Below are 19,954 nucleotides of genomic sequence, written 5' to 3' on the forward strand. Positions count from 1 at the left end.
GGAAAAACCCCAGCCCCCTAGACCCCCGGAGGAGACCAGGCCCGCTCCTCCCACCCGGCCGGGGGTTCAAGGTCCTCCGGTCAAAGAGATTGAAATCGTTTATGTCGGACCGAAATCCGTCAGCCGCTCGCTGATTCTCTCCAACATGCGGACGACGGTTGGCCAACCGTATAACCCTGCGACAGTCGAAGAGGATGTTCGCAATCTTTATGCCACCGGTCGGTTTGTTAACTTGCGCATTTCGCATGAGCCGCTTGCTGACGGAGTGAAGGTGATCGTCATTGTCCAGCCCAAACCTTTGGTCAAGGAGGTGATCATCCAAGGCAACCAAGAAGTTTCTACGAAACGCTTGCGTAAAGAGGTCAAAACGAAACCCGGCGACCCATTAAACGAGCTTCAAATCTCTACCGATGCCGAAAAGATCAAAGATTACTACCTTTCCAAAGGATACGGTCGCGCCCAGGTCACCTACCGGATCGATGTCAACGAGGAGTTTGGGCGAGCTGTGGTTAGCTTCAACATTGTGGAAGGCCCCAAAGAGTTTGTCTCCGAAGTCGGTTTCGAAGGTGTCCATGCCTTTCCCGAAAAAGAGCTAAGAAAACTCCTCAAAACCCGAAAGAAAAACCTCCTTTCCTTTATCAACAAATCGGGACTTTTTAAGGAAGATCAGTTCCAGGAGGATCTTGCCAAACTCAAAGAATATTATCAGAACCACGGCTATATTGACATGACGGTCCGAGACGTTCGCTTTGAGCACCCGGAAAAAGGGAAACTTGTCATCGTGATTTCTGTGTCTGAAGGAACTCAATATCATGTAGGAAAACTGCGTATCGAAGGCAACCGGTTGTACTCGGAACCCGAAATCCGGAAGTACCTTAAACTCAAGGAAGGGGCGGTCTTTTCTCCGCAGGCTTTGGAAGATGATACTAAAGCCATTCGCGACCTTTACGGGTTAAAGGGATATATTGATGCCGACGTAAAACCCGAGCGGGTGCCGGTGGCGGAACACGGCACAATCGATCTTGTCTACCACATCTCGGAAGGCTCTCAAATCTATGTGGATAAGGTGATTGTTCAGGGCAACACCAAGACAAAGGACAAGGTCATTCGACGAGAGCTCGCCGTCGGGCCTGGGGATGTTTACAACAGCGTATCCGTTGACGCTAGTAAAAAGAGACTAGAGAACCTGGGATACTTCGAGAGAGTGGATATTAGCCCTGAGGAAACCAACATACCCAATCGCAGAAACGTAGTTGTGACTGTAAGCGAAAAGCGCACCGGAAACGTTACCTTTGGTGTTGGATTTAGTAGTGTGGAAAGTTTTCTTGGGTTCGTGGAACTTTCTCAAGGAAACTTTGACATCACCAATCCCCCGTACTTTACAGGTGCTGGACAAAAATTCCGGCTTCGCCTCCAGCTTGGACTTTTGACCAAAAATGTGATCCTGTCCTTTACCGAACCCTGGTTTCTTAATCGTAGATTGGCGGTAGGGTTTGACCTTTTTGCCGACGAGTTTGATTATTCGGGCTTTAACATATACAACGAGCGAAGGATTGGGGGCGACATCCGGCTGGCAAAGGCGCTTTCTCCTTTCTGGACGATTGCACCGATGTACCGGTATCAGGTCTATGAGCTATTCCACATTAACTTTCCCTTCCATGATCCCTTTTATCTTAACCTTTTAAACGCCAATAAGAGCCTTTCAGAAAGTAGCGTGCTTTTAAATCTTACCTACGATACGCGGGACAGCCTGCTGATCCCACGAAGAGGGGAAAAGATCAACATTTTGCTCCAAGGTGCCGGGGGGCCGCTTTTAGGTCAGACCAATATTTACCGAGCCGAACTGGATTGGCAGAAATATGTTCTCTTACCGTACGATCTAATCTTTTCGGTCAATGGCGCTACAGGAGTGATCAACCATTACGGGGCATCTGCGTTCGTTCCCTTATTTGACCGCTACTTCCTAGGAGGGCCACGCACGGTTCGAGGCTTTGACTACAATATGGTTGGCCCGAAGGATCCCCTGGGATTTTCGATCGGGGGGAGTACGATGGCGTTTTCTCAGTTTGAACTTACTTTTCCAATTATCTCGCGCGTTCGAGGTGCGGTTTTCACTGACTGGGGATTTGTGGACGCCGGTTTTGGTCGCTACGACCATTTCCTGCCTGATCTCAACGGGTCGGCCGGGATCGGGGTGCGGTTGTACCTGCCCATTGGTCCTCTCCGGCTCGATTATGGATGGCCCATCAAGGCGGACCGGTTTAATCGGACTTCGGGCAGATTTGCGTTTGACGTTGGCTATGCCTTCTAACTATTGGTATTGGCCAACCATGAAACGCTCTTTTTCTTTGACCCTGATGGCGGCAACCTGGGCTGTGGTGGGTTCTCTGTGGGGCCAGGAGGCTTCTCCTCGGATTGCGCTGATCGATATGCAGCGTGCTTTTAAGGAGTACTACAAGACCAAGCAAGCCGAGGCTGCCTTGCGGGAGCGAGCCAACGCGTTCCAGCGGGAGCGCCAGACGATGCTGGCGGATTACCAAAAGCTTGCCGATGAAACGCAAAAGATCCGCGATGCGGCCGTTGACAAAAGCCTTCCGGAATCAGCGAGGGAAGAAAAACGAAAGGCGTTTGAGACCAAGGTGCAGGATCTTCGCAACATGGAGCGCAAAATCCAGGAATTCCAGCTGACCCGGACCAAGGAATTTGAAGAGCAATCCCAGCGCATGCGGCAAGGACTCCTTCAGGAGATTACCAAAGTGGTTACCGACTTTAGTGCGCGAGAAAAGTTTCTCCTGGTACTGGACAAGTCGAGCGTGTCCTTGACCGGGGTCCCGGTGGTGTTGTATGCGCAAGGCCTTCGGGACATTACGGACGACGTGATCCGGCTGATTAACTCTGGTTCGTCCAGTTCTTCCAAACGGTAAGGGAGATCGTGTCGGTCTATACGGTTGGATACCTGGCCTCCCTCGTGGGGGGAGAGGTTGTGGGAAATCCGGAGATAGCCATCTCAGGGGTTGCCGACCTTGCCTCCGCTCAAGTGGGAGACATTTCGTTTCTCGGAAATCCGCGGTACACTTCTTTGGCGTTCCAAACCAAAGCTTCGGCCCTGGTGGTGGACCGGCATGGGCCGAGCTGTTTTCCGTGCACCCAGATTCGAGTCGACTCCCCTTCCTTGGCGTTTTCTCAAATTGCGGCGCTTTTTCTCCCTGCTCCGGCACGGCCTGAGGCCGGCGTTCACCCTCTGGCCTTTGTTGCCCAAGATGTGGAGTTAGGCCAGGACGTTAGTGTGGGGCCTTACGCCATCGTTGAAAAAGGGGTCCGCATTGGCCCTCGAACCATCGTGGGTGCCGGGAGTTATATTGGACCCGAATGTCAGATTGGCGCGGATTGCTTTCTCTATCCCCACGTGGTGATCCGGGAGCGCTGTGTTCTAGGGAACCGGGTGACGCTCCATCCAGGTGTGGTGATCGGATCGGACGGATTCGGGTATGAGTTGATCGAGGGGAAGCACCGGAAAATCCCACAGCTGGGCTCAGTTCAGATTGACGACGATGTGGAAATTGGCGCCAACACCACAGTTGACCGTGGCCGGTTTGGCAAAACCTGGATACAAGAGGGATGCAAAATCGACAATCTAGTTCAAATCGGGCATAATGTGGTCATTGGCAAACACTGCGTTATCGTAGCCCAGACCGGCATTTCCGGCAGCACTACTCTCGGATCCTATGTGACGCTTGCGGGCCAGGTTGGCCTAGCCGGTCACCTTCACATTGGAGAGCGCGCGATTATTACGGCGCAATCCGGTGTCGCAAAGGACGTCCCTCCGGGTGCGATCTACTCTGGAAGCCACGCTCGGCCGGCTGCCGAAACCCTCCGGCTGGAGGCGCTTTACCGGAAATTACCTCAACTATGGAAACGGGTTCAGCAGCTCGAACAAAGGCTCGAAGAACTGGAAAGCGGCTGTTCCCCAACAGGGATGCCTCATCCGGAAAGATCCTCATGACTCCTTTGCGCATTGGACTTGTCGGACTGGGAAACGTCGGAGGTGCCGTCTGGAGACAGTTGCGGACCCAAGCGCGGCTTCTGGAGCGGCGGTCCGGAAGGCCGATCGTCATCCGAAGGGTGAGTAGCCGTTCGCCCCGGCGGTTAGAGGAACTGGGGATCTCCAAGGAGCTGTGGTCACCCGAGTGGTCATCGTTAACCAGCGATCCGCAATTGGATGTCATCGTCGAGGTCATCGGAGGAATCGAGGAAGCTAAGAAAATTGTGGAAAGTGCTCTCCACAATGGAAAGCATGTCGTCACGGCTAACAAGGCCCTTTTAGCGACGCATGGCCAAGCATTGTTTGAACTTGCCTCGCGCCAGCGGCGGCATGTGCTTTTCGAAGCGAGCGTTGCCGGTGGCATCCCCCTCATCAAAGCGCTTCGAGAAGGGCTAGTGGCCAACCGGATTCTTTCCATCCACGGTATCCTCAATGGGACGTGCAATTACGTCCTTTCCCGGATGAAGGAAAGAGCGGTCGAGTACCACGAGGCCTTAACAGAAGCCAAACGACTTGGGTTTGCCGAAGCCGACGAGCGACTCGACGTGGAAGGCCACGACGCAGCTCACAAGGCAGTCATTCTGACGGCTCTGGCGTACGGGTTTTGGCCAAGTTTAGAGAACGTCTACCGAGAGGGGATTGAAGCCATTCAACTGGAAGACCTTTGTTATGCCGAACGCTTCGGGTATGAGCTAAAGCTTTTGGCCATCATTAAAGGCCACCCTGACGGACAAGTAGAGGTGCGAGTGCACCCTACGCTTTTACCCAAACGTCATATCCTTGCCTCGGTAAATGGCCCCTACAACGCCATTTGCGTTCAGGGAGATGTGGTTGGGGAAACCCTTTTCTACGGCCCAGGGGCAGGGGGAAATCCAACAGCCAGCGCCATCTTGAGCGATCTAGCGGAGCTGGCCCGGGCCTCCTCTGATGAAGCATATTGGGAACGCATCTGGCGTGAAGATCATGGTTCGGTGCGTCTCAAACCGATGGAAGACATTCTGTCGCGTTACTATTTGCGGCTTACCGTGGAGGACCGACCTGGCGTCCTGGCTCAGATCGCTTCCGTTTTTGCCCATCACCACATTGGCATCTCGGCCGTCATCCAGCCTGAGGGTCATGGAGGAGCCCGAGTTCCTCTTTTGGTGCTTTTACATGATGCCCAGGAACGCGCTTTTCGTTCCGCCAAAAAGGTTATCGAAGGACTTCCGGTGGTAGAACCTCCCGCAATAAGCATTCGTGTAGAAGATATTTCTGGGTAACATTGTGCCTGTGGCTCAGTGGCGTGGCATTTTGGATCGATACCGGGACCGTCTCCCTGTAGGCCCGTTAACACCCATGATTACACTTTTTGAAGGGAATACACCCCTTTTACCGGCTCCGCAGTTCGCCCAGGCCATTGGAGCTCGTGTCGAGCTTTACTTTAAGTGCGAAGCTGTAAACCCGACCGGCTCGTTTAAAGATCGCGGAATGGCCGTTGCTGTGAGCAAAGCCGCCGAGCGCGGAGCTCAAGTGATTCTCTGCGCCAGCACTGGCAATACGGCCGCCTCAGCAGCAGCCTACGCAGCTCGTGCAGGATTGCCCTGTGCCGTGCTCCTTCCCAGCGGCGGGGCGGCTGCGGGAAAGCTAGCGCAAGCTCTGGTTCACGGAGCCCGGGTAGCTGCTCTGGAGGATACCTTTGACCAGGCTTTAAAGCTAGTACGAGAGTTATGTTGCGAGCATCCGGAAATTGAGCTCGTCAACTCGGTCAACCCAACACGGCTCGAAGGACAAAAAACGGCCGCTTTTGAAATTTGTGACGCGCTTGGTAGAGCCCCAGACCTCCACTTTCTTCCCGTGGGTAATGCCGGTAATATCACGGCCTATTGGAAGGGATACTCCGAGTACTTTCAGGATGGCCTTATCCGGCAGCTCCCGAAACTCTTTGGCATCCAGGCTGCAGGGGCAGCTCCCCTAGTCGACGGACACCCCGTCCGTTGCCCAACGACCATAGCCAGTGCGATTCGCATCGGTCATCCAGCAGCATGGGACGGAGCTTGCCAGGCTGTTCGAGAATCGGGAGGTCGATTCGACAAAGTGACCGACGAGGAGATTATGGAAGCCTACGAGCTGGTCGCCCGTCGAGAAGGAATCTTCGTGGAACCCGCCTCTGCGGCCTCTCTGGCCGGCCTGCGGAAAGCCTGGAAAAAAGGTCTTATCCCAGAAGGGAGCCTTGTGGTTGCCACCCTTACCGGGCACGGGCTCAAAGATCCGCAAGCCGCTGTGGGTTGCGCGCGGTTTAAACCGGTTCAAGTGGAACCGTCCAAACAAAGTCTTCTTTATTTCTTGGGTTTTTGAACTTGAGACGGCAAAAGGGAGAAACAGTGACACTGACCGAAAAAATTCTTGCCCGGGCCAGCGGGAAACGACAGGTGCGAGCTGGGGAAAGTGTTTGGATCCGCGTGGACTACCTTTTTACCCACGATGTCTGTGGGCCTCCGACGATTGGCATTTTCTACCGGGAGTTTGGCAAGGGAGCTAGAGTGTGGGATCCGAAACGAGTTATTCTTATTCCGGATCACTTCGTGTTTACAGCCGATTCCACGTGTCACCGAAACTTGGACATCTTGCGGCAATTTGCCAGGCAACAAGGGATCCAGTACTTCTACGATGTCGTGGATGACTCGGAGGCGCGCTGGGCTTTCGATCCCTCCTTGGGGCCCTATCGCCGGCAGTACGGCAGTCGCTACGCGGGCGTGTGTCACACCGCGCTCCCAGAAAAAGGTCATGTCCGACCGGGAGAAGTCCTTCTTGGAACCGATAGCCACACCTGTACAGCCGGGGCGTTTAACCTTTTTGCTACAGGTATTGGCAACACGGATGCTGCCTTTGTTTTGGGAACCGGGCGGATTCTGGTGAAGGTGCCACCGACTTTGCGCTTCTACCTGGAAGGAGAACTAGGCTTTGGGGTGATGGCCAAAGATCTTATCCTCCATGTCATTGGAGAAATTGGCTTTGACGGAGCTACGTATTGCGCGATGCAATGGGAGGGACCCGGCGTGACTTCCCTCTCCATCGAAGACCGGATGACTATCGCCAACATGGCCATCGAGGCGGGTGCCAAAAACGCCATCTTTCCGGCTGATGCCAAAACGCTGGCCTTTGTGGAAGAAAAAGTTCGACAAAATGGAACCCCGAAAGACTACGAGCCTGTGGAACCCGATCCGGAGCAAGAGGTTCTCTCGGAATGGAGGATGGATCTTAGCCGCATCGAACCAACCGTAGCCGCACCTCCTAATCCTGGCAATCGCGTGCCTGCCCACAGGCTCCACCATGTGCGTATCGACCGGGCTTACATCGGGAGTTGCACGGGTGGAAAAGTCTCGGATTTTCTGGCGTTCGCGGAGGTGGTCAAGGGTCGCAAGGTTCGTGTCGAAACCTTTGGGGTTCCAGCGACACCCGAGGTGGTCCGGGAGCTCAAGCAACGATCCTTAGGGGAGCAAACGGTGTGGGAAATCCTCCAAAGTGCTGGCGTTCAACTCACAGAAAATGCCTCCTGTGCTGCCTGCCTGGGGGGGCCCGCTGACACCTTTGGTCGTCTCAATCGCCCGATGGTGTGCATTTCGACTACGAATCGCAACTTCCCGGGACGGATGGGACACAAGGAAAGCCAGGTGTACCTCGCCTCCCCCTACACGGTCGCTGCTTCCGCGCTGGAAGGACGGATCGTAGACCCCAGAGAGTATCTTCCCACCGGGTAGAAAGAAAAAAATTCCTTTCCGATGCTATCCCAGAAACCACAGCAGAATGCCCTCCGCCACGAACTCTGCCGAAAGCAGGGAAGCCTGGGTTCCTGGATAGGCATGGCGATCCTCGCCTGGACGTTGGTTGCGTGCGCCTCCGATATCGTTCCTTTTGACAGCGTGATTACACAAAAGGCCCCCCTCTGCAAGACGGGTCCTGGGCAGTTTACCGCTGACACCTATTTAGAGAAAGGGACTCGGGTTCGGATTCTCGAAAGGGAAGATTCCTACTGCAAGGTTGAAACGGTGGGAGGAGAACAGGGATTTGTTCCTTCTGACTACGTAGGCCAAGCAGAGGAAACCTCCCCAAGCACGCTAGGAACCCCGTTGCGCTAGGTCGATGCAAAAACGGAGGAAATCTTCGATGACCCGGCAAAATGCTTGGGTAAAAGGACGCTTCTCATGAGTGGTACCTGGGATCACCCACCACCGTTTGGGCCCAGGTAAAGCATCAAAGACTCGCCGAACCACCGGAATGGGCATTCTTCGGTCTTCCTCCGCAGCCAGTACAAGGGTGGGACAACGAACCTGGGAGGCAGCGGCCACGCAATCGACCTCCTGGACGGGAACACCGTAGCCGTGTTGGAGCTCCCACGCGACCAAGCCCACCAAGGGCCTAACCTTGGATCCAAAGAGTAGCTCTCCGTGAATGGCCAGCGTGTGGCGAAGGGTATCAAAAGGCGCATCCGCGATGAGTCCCGCCACTTCAGGATGCCGGGAAGCAAATCGGAGAGCTGTCACGGCGCCCAAGGAAATCCCCCAGACAACCGGCGGAGGTAGTCCTCGGGAGCGAAGCTCTTTCTCCCACGCTTCTAGATCCAGGGGTTCTCGATACCCCAAGCTTGTTAGTGTCTTTTGGCTTTCTCCATGTCCCCGAAGATCTACGGCCAATACCCCCATGCCGAGCCGGTGACCTAAAGCAATGTAGTTCAACATGAACTCCTTGCTTGCACCCAAACCATGAACGACCACTAAGGGAGGAACCCTAGAGAGTGACTCCCCGGGGACGTACCAGCCCGCCAGTAGCACCCCATCCGAGGAGACACAACGCCAAGTCTCGTACCGCAACCCCAAGAGAGCCGGCGAAACACTAGGGCTTGAATTCCAGGGGACCGTCACCGCGAGCCGTGCCAGGGATTCGGTCACCGAGTAAAGAAAAAGCCCGGCTCCCAACACGGCGACTCCCAGCGCGCAGCTCGCTACCTTGAGAACCTGGGTCCTCTTGGTCGCTCCTAATTTTGTCCAGAAACGGGAACTACTCTTGCGCATACGGCTCTAGGCTCACCCAAATCAAAGGTGAGGTTACGTCCCATGAGCCCTTTTTGCAAAACCGCAGAAAGCAACAAGCGGCATGGCACAAGTGAGAAACGCCAGAGCGGGGATCACCGCTTTTGATCAGGAAATGCCCCAGGTGGCCTCCCCCCAAACCTCCGTCTGCACTCCCCTCTCACTGAACGATGCCCAGCCTTTTTGGGCAGAGGGCTTCCGCACAACGCAATGGCGGAATGATGCTGACGACGGCTGATCGGGCCGTCTTCCCCGCTTCTGCCAACACCGGCCAGAAACCTCGCGAACGAGCCGTTGCGTTGGAGACTTCTCGTCACTCTGCTATGCTCTCCCTTTTTGGGCGTTTCCCTTTCGCCTGTCGGTCCGGGCCCTCTCCCTCAGACTGGCTCCAAATTCCCCGGATTTCTATGGGCCGATCCAACTTCCCCCCTGGCCACGTCCGGCGCTTGGATGCAGCAACGGGTTGGTCCTTTGGAGACCTGCTCAACTGCCTGGCCGGATAGACCTTCCATTCTGCGGTCGACCACCCTTTGCGAGGATGGCCCACCTGATACCCCGGTGGCCTTTGCCCGTGCGCGCACTGCCGTCTTTATCGAGCAACACATAACCCGTCGCTTGGAAGGGCCAAACTCTAGCGTCCCCGGATAGACGGTTTTACGTCCTTCCTTTGATAGCCCTCTTGTGCTCACGCCCGCAGAGGTGTGCCCCTCCCCACTTATCCAGACCTTTGCTAAGAACCTTCGCCCACCAGCCTTGGCATCAGCAGCCGCCCGCGTTACTGCCAACTCGAGCGATCCTCGCCAGATGGGAATAACTCTCTGCCCACCGGGCGACACACGCTAAAGGCCCCGCATCGGATTCAATAGCTCGCTTTTGAGAACGAAGCTCTTGGCAGAGACTTTTTTCTCTGATTTAGTCTTCTGTGTTCGCCCCTGCAAGAAGGACAGGTGCCAGAGTGGCCGATTGGGCACGCCTGGAGAGCGTGTGTCCGCCTAAAAAGCGGACCGTGGGTTCGAATCCCACCCTGTCCGGGATGGGTAAACCCCGCAAGGAGAAGCGGAGCGCCTCCCCGGAGAGGATGCTTTGACCGTCGTTAGCTCGTGGTTCAGGGCAAGAAAAAAACCTCTTTTTCCCTCCTGGTCAAAGGCTTTCCTTGTACGGATGTCGCTCTGGTCCCAAAGTTTCCCTTTGTTCCTGCGCTGGAAAGGCGCCCCGGAGCACTGCTTTGACCTAAGAAGAGCAATCCACCTGGCCCAAGCGGCACCTCGAAGGATCTAGCTTACGGTTGACAAGGCAGTACATTTAAATAAGTATTTCTTATGGATTCGCCCTTCTCCGGTAGCCGAATCCTTGTGATCCTTCTTCTCTATATTTGGCTTGGCGGCATTTGCATTTCTCTCCTCTGGGGTTGTGTTGATCGGCTTCTCCAGGGTCAGAGCTGCCAAAGGTTTGTGATCTCGTCGCTTGCGGGACTTTTCCTAGCGACTTTTAGTTACGCTTGGCTCCTCCAACGCTATCTATCCCCTCCAAGCTCACATGAACCCCCACAATAAGAGATCCTCTCCCGAAGAACCTCACTCTCCCCTCTCAATGGACAAAAGCTCCCATGTTGAGCCCCCTCCCCCAGTAGGCACGTTGTTTCTTTTGGGTCTTTATTTAGCCGCGCTTGCCGGCATGTGGCTCTACATGCTGTTTGAGCTTATCCGTTAATGAAACCACAAGCTTGTCAATATCCTTTTGGACAGGAAGTTTTTTATGGTTGAGAAGATTGAACGAGTATATGTGTGGGCATGTATTGTGCTTCTCATTAGCCTTTTTGGTCTCATTATTCTTGCTAGCGCACTCTTTCATCGCTCGCTTCCTTACTCTTCTCAACCGATTCTTCCCCGCCCCAATGAACCCCTCATCCTGAGGGTCTATCAAACTTCCCCGTTTCAGGCTCCAGGCGTCCATCAGGTTGGCCCCGGCATTGTCCAAGCCGCGATTGTGGCCCAAGCCTGGTCTTTCAATCCTCCGCGCCTAGAGATCCCTACAAAGACCCGGGTTCTTTTTATCGCAACCTCCGCCGACGTCACTCATGGGCTTATCATTCCGGGAACCCCGATTAATATGATGCTCATCCCAGGACACGTCACCCAGGAACTTTACCAGTTCGATCGACCTGGAATCTATCCAATGATTTGTCACGAATACTGTGGCCTTTTTCACCAAGACATGACAGGGGAAATCCTTGTACGATGACCACGGGAAGCCGTTACTCAGAAGCAGTCTTTGACCTATCCGAATCCCACAAACGGGTGTGCCAGTACACACTTGTTACAGGACTGATTGCACTTTCCCTTGGGATCGTCAACGGCTTGGCCCAGGCCATCAACTACGCAGGAATCGATCTATTTCAATATTTCCCGGGAATGCGAACCTACTATCAGGGCCTTACGGCGCACGGGATTTTTAATGCCTTTGTCTTAACCTTCGCCTTCTCAAACTGCTTTGTCTCGCTTGTGGTCGAAGCCGCCCTTGGGGTTGCCATCCCCCTCTCGCTTTTATGGAGCGCTTTTGGAGCCCTTTTCTTAGGGGCTACACTTGCGGCTTTTTCCATCTTCCAAGGAAGTTCCAACGTTCTGTATACCTTCTACCCTCCCTTTCAGGCTAGCCCCCTCTTTTACGCAGGACTCGCTCTTCTTGTGATAAGCACTTGGATTACGTCGATTGGACTCTTTGTGACCCTAGCCACGTGGAGGAAAAACAACCCCACACAGCGCATCCCCCTGCCTGCTTTTCTAGGAGTCGTCACGTATATCTTCTGGGACATCTCGTCTGCGGGCGTCGCCATTGAGGTCGTGGCTTTCCTTTTACCGTGGTCCCTTGGCCTCCTTCCCGGAATTGACCCAGGTCTTTCTCGCTCCCTTTTCTGGTACACAGGGCATCCCATCGTGTACTTCTGGCTCCTTCCGGTTTATCTATCCTGGTACACCATGGTGCCCAAGCTGGCCGGCGGCCAACTCTTAAGCGACCGCATGGCCCGAATCGCCTTTCTTTTCTTTCTTTTAACGATCCCTGTAGGATTCCATCACCAATATGTCGATCCCCATGTTCCGGTAGAGCTCAAACTTGTTACGACCTTTCTCACATTTGCAGTTATGATACCCAGTTTCATGACCGCCTTTTCCGTCCTGTATGCACTCGAGATTGCTGGGCGGGCTCGGGGTGGAAAAGGTCTTCTCGGTTGGTTCTTCAAACTCCCTTGGGATGAGCCAGCGTTGGTCCCGCAGCTTCTCGGAATGATCGCCTTTTTAGGAGGTGGGATTACGGGACTCATGAACGCAAGTTATACAATGAACTTAAAGATTCATAACACGACTTTTGTTCCTGGCCACTTTCACTTAACCCTCGGTACAGCGGTCGCCCTTTCCTATGGCGGAATTGGGTGCTGGTTGGTCCCCTATCTTTGCAGGAGAACTTTGATTAACCGGCAACTCCCTCTGGTGGGCGCATGGATCTATTTTATAGGGGTTTTACTTTTCGCGCGTGGGGAAATTTCGGGAGGACTTGCCGGGATGCCACGCCGGACAGCCTTATCCATTGCCCACTACCCGCCCCTGCCCGGCTGGAAACTCGCAGGCACGCTAACCGCCCTCGGGGGTTCCCTCATGTTTATCGGAATGGCGCTTATTTTAGCAACCCTGCTTCTTACATTCTTTCTGGGGAAAGCGCAAAAGCAAGAAGAGCGAAGAATCCCGTTTTGCAGTGTGCTTCTGGGACCCTCCTCTACAGGGTGGGAGATTTGGTTAGATCGGTTATGGTTCTGGACACTGGCAGCATTGGTCCTTACGGGAATCGTCTACGGAGATTACTTTCTTTTCCACGCTTGGCCACCTCACCTAGAGATTGGGCCCTTTAAATCCTTTTAACGGTTAGGCTTGGCCTGTTTTATCGGATTGATGTAGCACGCGCGTTAGAATCTCCTGACATTGAGAAGCATTGCGTACGCCGTAGTCTCGGTAACAGTTATTGAAAATGACATGGGTTTCGGTCACCTGGTGGCTCAAACGTAGGATGGGATCGATCAATGCCCCTAGCTCCTCCTCCGTATAGAGGTACTTAAACCGTTCTGCTGCCGTCGAAAGACCCTTTTTCACCCAGGTCTCGCGGTTCCTCCCGTGGAGTCGCACCATCGCAAAATGGTGGGAAGTCGCCTCCCAAACCGCCGGAACGCTGCTGGGAAATCCCTGGGGCTCATCCACCACTACGTTAACTACCCCCAGCTCTCGTTCCCAGCGTAGCGTTTCGCGCCCACGGACCCCTTCCCACCAACTTTTGTGACGAAATTCAATGGCCAAAGAAAATCCTTGTAACCGATCCACACAACGCTCGACCCAGGTCCGATGGATGGAGCGGCAAACAAACCAAGGGGGAAACTGAAAAAGGAGCACGCCTAATTTTGCCCCTGCCCGCAGGGGCTCCAACGCTGTGACGAACCGCCTCCACAGTTCCTCTTGTACGTCCGATCCTAGCTCTTCCAAGTACCAGCCCGTTTCCCTCGGGGGAGATCCTACTTCCGACCGCAAATCTCTGGGAAGACTTTCCGGCGGAATCCAGTGCTGGGTGAATGCCCGAAAGGCCTTGACATCGAAACGAAAACCTGCCGGGGTTCGATTCACCCATGCCTGCACATTGCGAAGCGAAGGCAAGGCATAAAAGGTGGCATCCACCTCGACCAGGGAGAAACTTCTTGCGTAGTACCGAAGGCGTTCTTCGGCAGTAGAAACTTCTGGAGGGTACCAGCCCGATTCCAAAAGGGTTGGGTCTGTCCAAGACGCCGTGCCAATAAAGATTTTTGACACCCTCGTCGGTCTTTTTTTGACAAAGTTTTAACGCATGGGGAGAAGCTTCTTCCCCGACGTCTGGCTAGCTTCCAAGTGGGCTCTAAAAGCGGATCTTAAAATCCTAGGACCGATCCCGGAAGTCTCATGGTAGTTTCCCCCAAAAACGGTAATCCATAGGATCGACTTTTTTTCTCTAGAGAAATCCAAAGAAAAAAGCTTTGTTCCAAACCGTGGGACATCCCGACCGCTTCCCTGTCGAACTTTGAGTAAAAACGTTTACCTGCCGTTGGTTGCCACCGCAAGGAGGCTTTTGGTTTCGCAAGATATACCTAGCTCCCTTGTTGTCAAAAGCGCTTCAATGGCGTTGCGGCAACCCCCGCACCCGGTACCTGCCCGAGTCTCTTTGGCAACCTCTTTCCAGCTACGGGCCCCGCGAAGAACACATTCCATGACCCTGGCCCGCGTAACACCGTTGCACTGGCAAAGGAGGCTCTCCTTAGAAAGGGACCCAAGAGACAGATCGTCCCCCCCGCTGGCCCAATCAAAAAGAAGCGCTGTGGGATCCTGAGGAACCGGCAATCCCCGCTCGAAATATTGGAAGATAATCCCGCAAGTCGGCGCCTCGCCAATGAGGATCGCTCCTGCTAGCCGGCCGTCCCGGACGAGTAGCTTCCGGTAAATCCCCCGGGCCGGTTCGGTATAGAGAATCACCTGGTCCTTCGGCTCCTCCGTGCTCCGGCCCACGGAAACCACCTCAAGTCCCGCAACTTTGAGTTTCGCCCCAACCACGGAGCCCCGGTAGAAAACATTCGAAGAGGGATCGATTACGTGCTCAGCCAAGACCCGCGCTTGTTCCCATGCCGGGGCGACAAGCCCGTAGCTCTTTCCTCGGTGTTCGATGCAATCGCCAATAGCATAGACCTTCTCATCTGTCACACTTCGCAGCTTGTCATCCACAACGATTCCGCGGTTTACTGCTAGGCCGCTACTGGCGGCCAAGCGGGTTTCGGGACGAACCCCGGTCGCAATCACCACCAAATCGGCAGGAAGAGTTTCCCCTCCCTCCATCGAGACACCCTGGAGCTGGTTCCCTTTCCACAACAAAGCCAAGGCTACTTTTCGAAGGTGAACGCAAATTCCCCGCGCTTCCAGATAGTGCGCAACAAGCTGTCCGGCTTGTGGATCGAGCTGTTGTTCCATGAGGTGCCCCTGGATATGAACGAGGTGAACCTCTAGCCCCCGGCAAGCCAAACCCCAGGCAGCCTCTAGCCCGAGAAGTCCTCCGCCAACGACCACCGCTCTCCGGCATCTGTCGGCCCTCCGCAAAATCCTTCGACAATCCCCGAGAGTACGAAACGTGAACACCCCGTTGCGCCATTTTCCTGAGCGGTCCACAAGCCCTTTCAAGGGGGGAACATGTGGTCGGCTTCCCGTCGCCAACACTAAAACGTCATAAGGGTACCATCGCCCATCGCTTCCATGGACGGCTTGGTCAGCTCGAGCGATGGCGTCCACACGAACACCACAGTGAAAAGCCATCCCATGTTCCCGGTACCAGCGGGGTGGATGGGTGATGATTTGCCAAGGAGACATAGCGCCTTCCAAAATGTGGGAAAGGAGAACCCGGTTGTACCCACCGGTCGGTTCTTCCCCAAACACTTCAACCTCGAATGATTCGGTCCCGCCACGGGTGAGGAGTTCCTCAAGAAACCGCGCGCCTGCCATCCCATTCCCCACCAAAAGCAAGCGACGCCTACGGGTTCTCATTCTGTCACTCCTTCTTCTGGACAATTCTGTTTGTCCGGACTTTCCGGCTCTTGGGGGCAAGAGCAAGGCTCCACGGCCGCCGCGCACACTTTAAACTCGGGCATTTTGGAAACAGGATCGAGGGCGGGGTTGGTTAGGCGATTGGCTTGCCCCAGTCCACTCCAGTGGAAGGGCACAAAAAGCACGTGGGGCAAAATCCTTCGGCTCCATCGTGCCCGGACTCGGATCTCACCCCTTCGGGTCCAAATCCTCGCCCAGCCCCCGTGGGGAATCCCCAGGGAACGTGCCGTGGCGGGATGCATCTCAACGAAAGGCTCCGGCTCGGCCTCCAAAAGCTCCCGGGTCCTCCGCGTCTGAGTTCCCGATTGGTAATGAGCCCCCACTCGACCCGTAGTGAGCAGGAGAGGATATTGACTGTCGGGGATTTCCACAGGACCAAAGTTTCGAACAGGAAAAAAGCGCGCTTTGCCTGTGGGCGTTTCAAACCGGTCCAAAAACAGGCGAGCTTTTCCAGGATGACCCAATTGGGGACAGGGCCAAAAAAGCCTTTCTCCCCGGCGAAGCCGCTCGTAGGTCACACCATAGTAATCTGCCGGAGCCCCCCGGGTAGCCCGCCGAATTTCCTCCCAAACCTCACACGGGTCCGACGGAAAGCCCTCTTTCCACCCTAAAACCCGCGCCAGCTGGTGCAGGATCTCCAAGTCGGTACAAACTCCGGGAGGAGGTTTTTTGAGCTTCTGCCGCAGTACCACACGACCTTCTACGTTAGTCATGGTTCCTTCCTCCTCAGCCCATTGAGCAGCGGGAAGGACCACGTCGGCAAGAAGCGCGGTTTCGGAAAGGAAAAAGTCAACGACCAATAGAAATTCAAGGCTCTCAAGCGCTTGGATAACCCGAGACGAATAGGGAGCTGAAACCGCAATATTGGAGCCCATAACCACTAGACCCCGAATCCCCTCCCGTGTCCCGATCCCATCAAGAAGTTCCCAAGCCGAAAGACCCTCCCTGGGAAGCGCAGTTTCCGGAATCCCCCAAAGAGCAGCTATCTCTTGCCTGGCCTTGCGATCCTGAATACTGCGGTAGCCCGGTAACTGGTCACACTTAAGCCCAAGTTCTCTAGCCCCTTGACCGTTCCCCTGACCGGTCCATGTGCCAAACCCGCAAAAAGGTCTTCCGATTTTGCCTAACACCAATGCTAGATTCAGGTAGCCCAGCACGTTCTCTACGCCATGAGCCTGTTGCTCGGCCCCCCGAGCGGTAAAAATCATGGCGGTTTTTGCCCTTCCCAACCATCGGGCAGCCTCGCGCAGGCGAAACACAGGCACCCCTGTAATCGATTCGACTCTTTCCGGCCAAAACTGACTTGCCACTAGCGCAAGCTCCTGAAGACCTTCCGTCCGTTCCCTGACGAACTCCCAATCCACCCATCCTTCCCGTAAAGCCAGGTGGACAAGTCCCATGGCAAGAGCCGCATCCGTCCCCGGAGTGATTGCCAGGTGAAGATCCGCCTTCTCAGCGAGCGACGTTTTCCTTGGATCCACTACGATCCAGCGCCCACCACGTTCCTTTTGCCGTTGGAAGTACCGCATAACCGGAGGCATGGTCTCGGCAAGATTGGCACCTGCCAGCAAAATGACTTCCGTCTGAGGAATATCCTCCAACGGGAAGGGAAGCCCCCGGTCCAGTCCCAGGGAACGTGTGATCGCAGCTGCAGCCGAGGACATGCAAAACCGCCCATTGTAATCCACATGCGGCGTGCCAAGAACGACTCGTGCAAACTTACCCAAAAGATAGGCTTTTTCATTGGTTAGGCTCCCTCCCCCAAAAACACCAACCGCACTCAGTCCATACGTTGCTCGGAGCTTTCCAAGAGATTCTGCAATTTTCCGGAGGGCTTCTCCCCAGCTCGCCGGCCGCAACTTAGCCCGCTTGTGATCACGAACCCATGGGGTCAATAGGCGATCGTTCCGGTCGAGTAGCTCGGCCGCGGTCCATCCCTTGCGACACAATCCCCACTCTGGGTCTCCCGGAAACACTTGGGACCCACTGGGAAGGGTGACCAGTTCCATCGGACATTGAAGCCCGCAGTAAGGGCAATGGGTGAGAGAACCTTTTGCTTCCTCCCGAAGAGCACAGCTTCCGGCGAACAAAATGGGACTTTCCGGCATCAAAGTCTAAGAGAAGCCGGCTCTGTGCCACGGAGAACCAGCGCGAAGGATTCAGCTGTGTCCATGTTGGAGCCGCTGCCATGCTTGGAACGCATACCTTTCTCGAATCCTTTTCGATTCGCTTTCGAAAAAGCGGACCCAGACCAGGCTGTGTGCCTTTTTGGAAAAGGATCTCCCGTAGGGCGGCCGAAAGAAACGTGATACTTTTTTCCTAGGGCCGAACGAATGGAACAACCCAGACCTCCAGAATCTCCTCAAGAAAGCTCGTCCCTGGCGCGCGTCCTCCAAAAGGAGATCCAACAAAACGGGCCCATACCCTTTTGCCGTTTCATGGAATTAGCTCTTTATCACCCGCGGTTGGGTTACTACGCCAAAGCCGATCCCACACGAATTGGCCGCAAGGGTGATTACCTGACCAGTCCTACAGTCGGGTCGCTTTTCGGACGACTTCTCGCGCTGCAATGGGTAGAAGTATGGGAACTTTTGGGCAAACCCCAAGCGTTTGTCCTTATCGAACAGGGAGCACACACGGGGCTTCTGGCCAGTGACATCCTCCGGACCATCCGGGAGGTCGAACCCAAGCTGTGGGAGGTTGTCCGATACTGGATTATTGAGCCTATCCCAGACTGGCAGACCATTCAGCAACAGCAACTGGAAACGCACGGGGTAGCAGAAAAGGTTTGCTGGAGCTCAGCCGAACCCCCCGATGTACTCTGTCCCCTGGGCGTCTTTTTCTGTAACGAGCTTGTGGATAGTTTCCCTGTCCACCGGATCCGTTACGAGGATGACCGGTGGAAAGAATGGTATGTAGGATACGAAGGCGGGCAATTTTATTGGACCACTGGCCCCCTCTCCTGTTCGGAATTGGCCAAGGAGCTTTCCCATCTTCCTTTGCCCGCCATTCCCGGTTATAGCACCGAGATTTGTCTGCGGGCGCGGGAATGGCTTCGAAACATATCGCGCGCTCTTAGCCAGGGCCTCTTTGTCATCATCGATTACGGCTACGACACCGTTACCTACTATAGCCCCTTGCGAAGCGAGGGAACGTTACTAGCCTACGAGCGTCATAAAAGATATCGGAACCTTTTGGAAAAACCCGGCCAGCGCGACCTATCCAGTCATGTAGATTTTGGAAGCCTCGCCAGATGGGGAAAGGAAGTCGGGCACGAGACGATGGGATGGACGGATCAACACCACTTCCTTATAGGTATTGCATCCAAATATCTGGGAGTCCAGGATCGGTTATTAGGTCTTCCCCGCTCCGCTGCTGCTTTTCAGTTGCTTACTCATCCTGAAGGCTTTGGAAAAACCTTTCATGTTCTTGTCCAATCGAAGGGAATTGCGTCGCCACTCCCCCTCTCAGGCCTTCGATTCGCTAGGAAGAGCCTTGGCCAATAAAAGCTTACCAGCCGCCTAGACTTCATTGACCCGCTGACTCGAAAAGGGAAAAGCTCAAAGCTCGCAGGCGCACCCACAAGAATCCCGAGGGGCCATCGTGATGGCTTAGCGAGTGGGTGGATTCTCTAAGGGAGGAGCCGCCGGTCCTTGTTGGCCAGCCTGGGAGGGTAAAGGGGGGAAGCTTCTTTGGATTTTCTCAAGCCCTGCCCGCCACTCCGCCATTTTTCCCACGGTTTTGATCACCACGAACATGGTCAACGCTACGACGAAAAACTGGAGAACCGAGTTGATAAATTGGCCGTATCGGATCGTGACCGGGGCTCCACCTGCGGTAGCTGTCTTAAGAACAAGCTGTAGGTTTTTAAAATCGACCCCTCCAATGACAAAGCCCAGCGGCGGCATGATCACATCATTCACCAGAGAATCGACCACTTTGTTAAACGCTGTTCCCACAAGCACCCCAACAGCCATATCCAGAGCATTGCCTCGTGCCACAAACTCTTGAAACTCCCCTATCCACTTAGCTTTCATATGATCTCCTTGAATCAGCACGCACACACCTAAGCAGCTTCCTTGCACGATGACTCGCGAGCCTACCCGTCCTCTTACCCTCTTGAGAAGTGCTAGACACCAGTTTTGGAGCTTTTTTCGATCGCACCGATGCGTCCATGTCCTCCTTCACAAAGA

At 54.7% G+C, this 19,954-nt stretch carries 15 protein-coding genes and 1 tRNA gene; 11 read left to right on the top strand and 5 right to left on the bottom strand.

Features of this window, described 5'->3' with window-relative positions:
- From bamA to KK925_RS02035, 7 genes are all read left to right on the top strand, one after another.
- On the top strand, positions 1-2,311 hold a 2,311-nt coding region (gene bamA / locus KK925_RS02005; protein ID WP_236027812.1), incomplete at its 5' end, for an outer membrane protein assembly factor BamA.
- A 19-nt stretch (positions 2,312-2,330) separates the two neighbouring features.
- Entirely contained in the window at positions 2,331-2,924 is a 594-nt protein-coding gene (locus KK925_RS02010; RefSeq protein WP_236027813.1) for an OmpH family outer membrane protein, read from the top strand.
- Positions 2,925-2,932: 8 nt separating this feature from the next.
- Positions 2,933-4,003, top strand: a complete 1,071-nt coding sequence (lpxD, locus tag KK925_RS02015) for a UDP-3-O-(3-hydroxymyristoyl)glucosamine N-acyltransferase (RefSeq protein ID WP_174582732.1) — start codon at positions 2,933-2,935, stop codon at positions 4,001-4,003.
- Positions 4,000-5,301, top strand: coding sequence for a homoserine dehydrogenase (locus KK925_RS02020; RefSeq protein ID WP_174582733.1), 1,302 nt, complete (start codon positions 4,000-4,002; stop codon positions 5,299-5,301). The genes lpxD and KK925_RS02020 overlap by 4 nt, the downstream gene beginning before the upstream one ends.
- Before the next feature lie 10 nt (positions 5,302-5,311).
- Positions 5,312-6,376 (top strand): threonine synthase, encoded by a 1,065-nt coding sequence (thrC, locus tag KK925_RS02025; protein WP_174582734.1) that lies wholly within the window; start codon positions 5,312-5,314, stop codon positions 6,374-6,376.
- Positions 6,377-6,402: 26 nt separating this feature from the next.
- Positions 6,403-7,779, top strand: coding sequence for a 3-isopropylmalate dehydratase large subunit (locus KK925_RS02030; RefSeq protein ID WP_174582778.1), 1,377 nt, complete (start codon positions 6,403-6,405; stop codon positions 7,777-7,779).
- 21 nt (positions 7,780-7,800) lie between these two features.
- Positions 7,801-8,157 (top strand): SH3 domain-containing protein, encoded by a 357-nt coding sequence (locus KK925_RS02035; protein WP_214096212.1) that lies wholly within the window; start codon positions 7,801-7,803, stop codon positions 8,155-8,157.
- On the opposite strand, the gene KK925_RS02040 is transcribed toward KK925_RS02035, so the two are convergent.
- Positions 8,137-9,090 (bottom strand): alpha/beta hydrolase, encoded by a 954-nt coding sequence (locus tag KK925_RS02040; RefSeq protein WP_174582736.1) that lies wholly within the window; start codon positions 9,088-9,090, stop codon positions 8,137-8,139. The two genes, KK925_RS02035 and KK925_RS02040, sit on opposite strands and share 21 nt — an antisense overlap.
- A gap of 959 nt (positions 9,091-10,049) precedes the next feature.
- Between KK925_RS02040 and KK925_RS02045 the strand changes: the two genes are divergently transcribed.
- The 3 genes from KK925_RS02045 to KK925_RS02055 all read left to right on the top strand — a co-directional run bounded on the left by KK925_RS02045 (position 10,050) and on the right by KK925_RS02055 (position 13,019).
- Positions 10,050-10,139: transfer RNA gene (locus KK925_RS02045), tRNA-Ser, on the top strand.
- A gap of 724 nt (positions 10,140-10,863) precedes the next feature.
- The gene (locus KK925_RS02050; protein ID WP_174582737.1) at positions 10,864-11,349 is read left to right on the top strand and encodes a cupredoxin domain-containing protein; all 486 of its coding nucleotides are present in this window, start codon (positions 10,864-10,866) and stop codon (positions 11,347-11,349) included.
- Positions 11,346-13,019: a cbb3-type cytochrome c oxidase subunit I gene (locus KK925_RS02055; protein WP_174582738.1), complete on the top strand. Its 1,674-nt coding sequence runs from the start codon at positions 11,346-11,348 to the stop codon at positions 13,017-13,019. Before KK925_RS02050 ends, KK925_RS02055 begins: the two co-directional genes overlap by 4 nt.
- A 3-nt stretch (positions 13,020-13,022) precedes the next feature.
- On the opposite strand, the gene KK925_RS02060 is transcribed toward KK925_RS02055, so the two are convergent.
- The 3 genes from KK925_RS02060 to KK925_RS02070 all read right to left on the bottom strand — a co-directional run bounded on the left by KK925_RS02060 (position 13,023) and on the right by KK925_RS02070 (position 17,869).
- Positions 13,023-13,952, bottom strand: a complete 930-nt coding sequence (locus KK925_RS02060) for a DUF72 domain-containing protein (protein WP_174582739.1) — start codon at positions 13,950-13,952, stop codon at positions 13,023-13,025.
- Between the two features lie 258 nt (positions 13,953-14,210).
- Positions 14,211-15,701, bottom strand: a complete 1,491-nt coding sequence (locus KK925_RS02065) for an FAD-dependent oxidoreductase (protein ID WP_174582740.1) — start codon at positions 15,699-15,701, stop codon at positions 14,211-14,213.
- Complete coding sequence (locus KK925_RS02070) at positions 15,698-17,869, bottom strand: molybdopterin oxidoreductase family protein (RefSeq protein ID WP_174582779.1); 2,172 nt, start codon at positions 17,867-17,869, stop codon at positions 15,698-15,700. The genes KK925_RS02065 and KK925_RS02070 overlap by 4 nt, the downstream gene beginning before the upstream one ends.
- 330 nt (positions 17,870-18,199) lie before the next feature.
- On the opposite strand from KK925_RS02070, the gene KK925_RS02075 reads away from it, so the two are divergent.
- Positions 18,200-19,267 carry a class I SAM-dependent methyltransferase gene (locus KK925_RS02075; RefSeq protein ID WP_214096213.1) on the top strand — a complete coding sequence of 356 codons (1,068 nt, stop codon included), beginning with the start codon at positions 18,200-18,202 and terminating at the stop codon, positions 19,265-19,267.
- Positions 19,268-19,372: 105 nt separating this feature from the next.
- On the opposite strand, the gene mscL is transcribed toward KK925_RS02075, so the two are convergent.
- Entirely contained in the window at positions 19,373-19,798 is a 426-nt protein-coding gene (gene mscL, locus KK925_RS02080; RefSeq protein WP_214096214.1) for a large conductance mechanosensitive channel protein MscL, read from the bottom strand.
- Positions 19,799-19,954 lie beyond the last annotated feature (156 nt).

Origin of the sequence: Candidatus Methylacidithermus pantelleriae, assembly GCF_905250085.1 — a bacterium.
Classification (GTDB): Bacteria; Verrucomicrobiota; Verrucomicrobiia; order Methylacidiphilales; family Methylacidiphilaceae; genus Methylacidithermus; species Methylacidithermus pantelleriae.

What these genes read in the sequence shown, in the direction of transcription:
- KK925_RS02010 (WP_236027813.1), top strand. Translation starts at nt 2,331, where the DNA reads ATGAAACGCTCTTTTTCTTTGACCCTGATGGCGGCAACCTGGGCTGTG.
- KK925_RS02020 (WP_174582733.1), top strand. Translation starts at nt 4,000, where the DNA reads ATGACTCCTTTGCGCATTGGACTTGTCGGACTGGGAAACGTCGGAGGT.
- KK925_RS02070 (WP_174582779.1), bottom strand. Translation starts at nt 17,869, where the DNA reads ATGCCGGAAAGTCCCATTTTGTTCGCCGGAAGCTGTGCTCTTCGGGAG.
- KK925_RS02035 (WP_214096212.1), top strand. Translation starts at nt 7,801, where the DNA reads ATGCTATCCCAGAAACCACAGCAGAATGCCCTCCGCCACGAACTCTGC.
- KK925_RS02040 (WP_174582736.1), bottom strand. Translation starts at nt 9,090, where the DNA reads ATGCGCAAGAGTAGTTCCCGTTTCTGGACAAAATTAGGAGCGACCAAG.
- KK925_RS02050 (WP_174582737.1), top strand. Translation starts at nt 10,864, where the DNA reads ATGGTTGAGAAGATTGAACGAGTATATGTGTGGGCATGTATTGTGCTT.
- mscL (WP_214096214.1), bottom strand. Translation starts at nt 19,798, where the DNA reads ATGAAAGCTAAGTGGATAGGGGAGTTTCAAGAGTTTGTGGCACGAGGC.
- KK925_RS02075 (WP_214096213.1), top strand. Translation starts at nt 18,200, where the DNA reads ATGGAATTAGCTCTTTATCACCCGCGGTTGGGTTACTACGCCAAAGCC.
- KK925_RS02065 (WP_174582740.1), bottom strand. Translation starts at nt 15,701, where the DNA reads ATGAGAACCCGTAGGCGTCGCTTGCTTTTGGTGGGGAATGGGATGGCA.
- KK925_RS02055 (WP_174582738.1), top strand. Translation starts at nt 11,346, where the DNA reads ATGACCACGGGAAGCCGTTACTCAGAAGCAGTCTTTGACCTATCCGAA.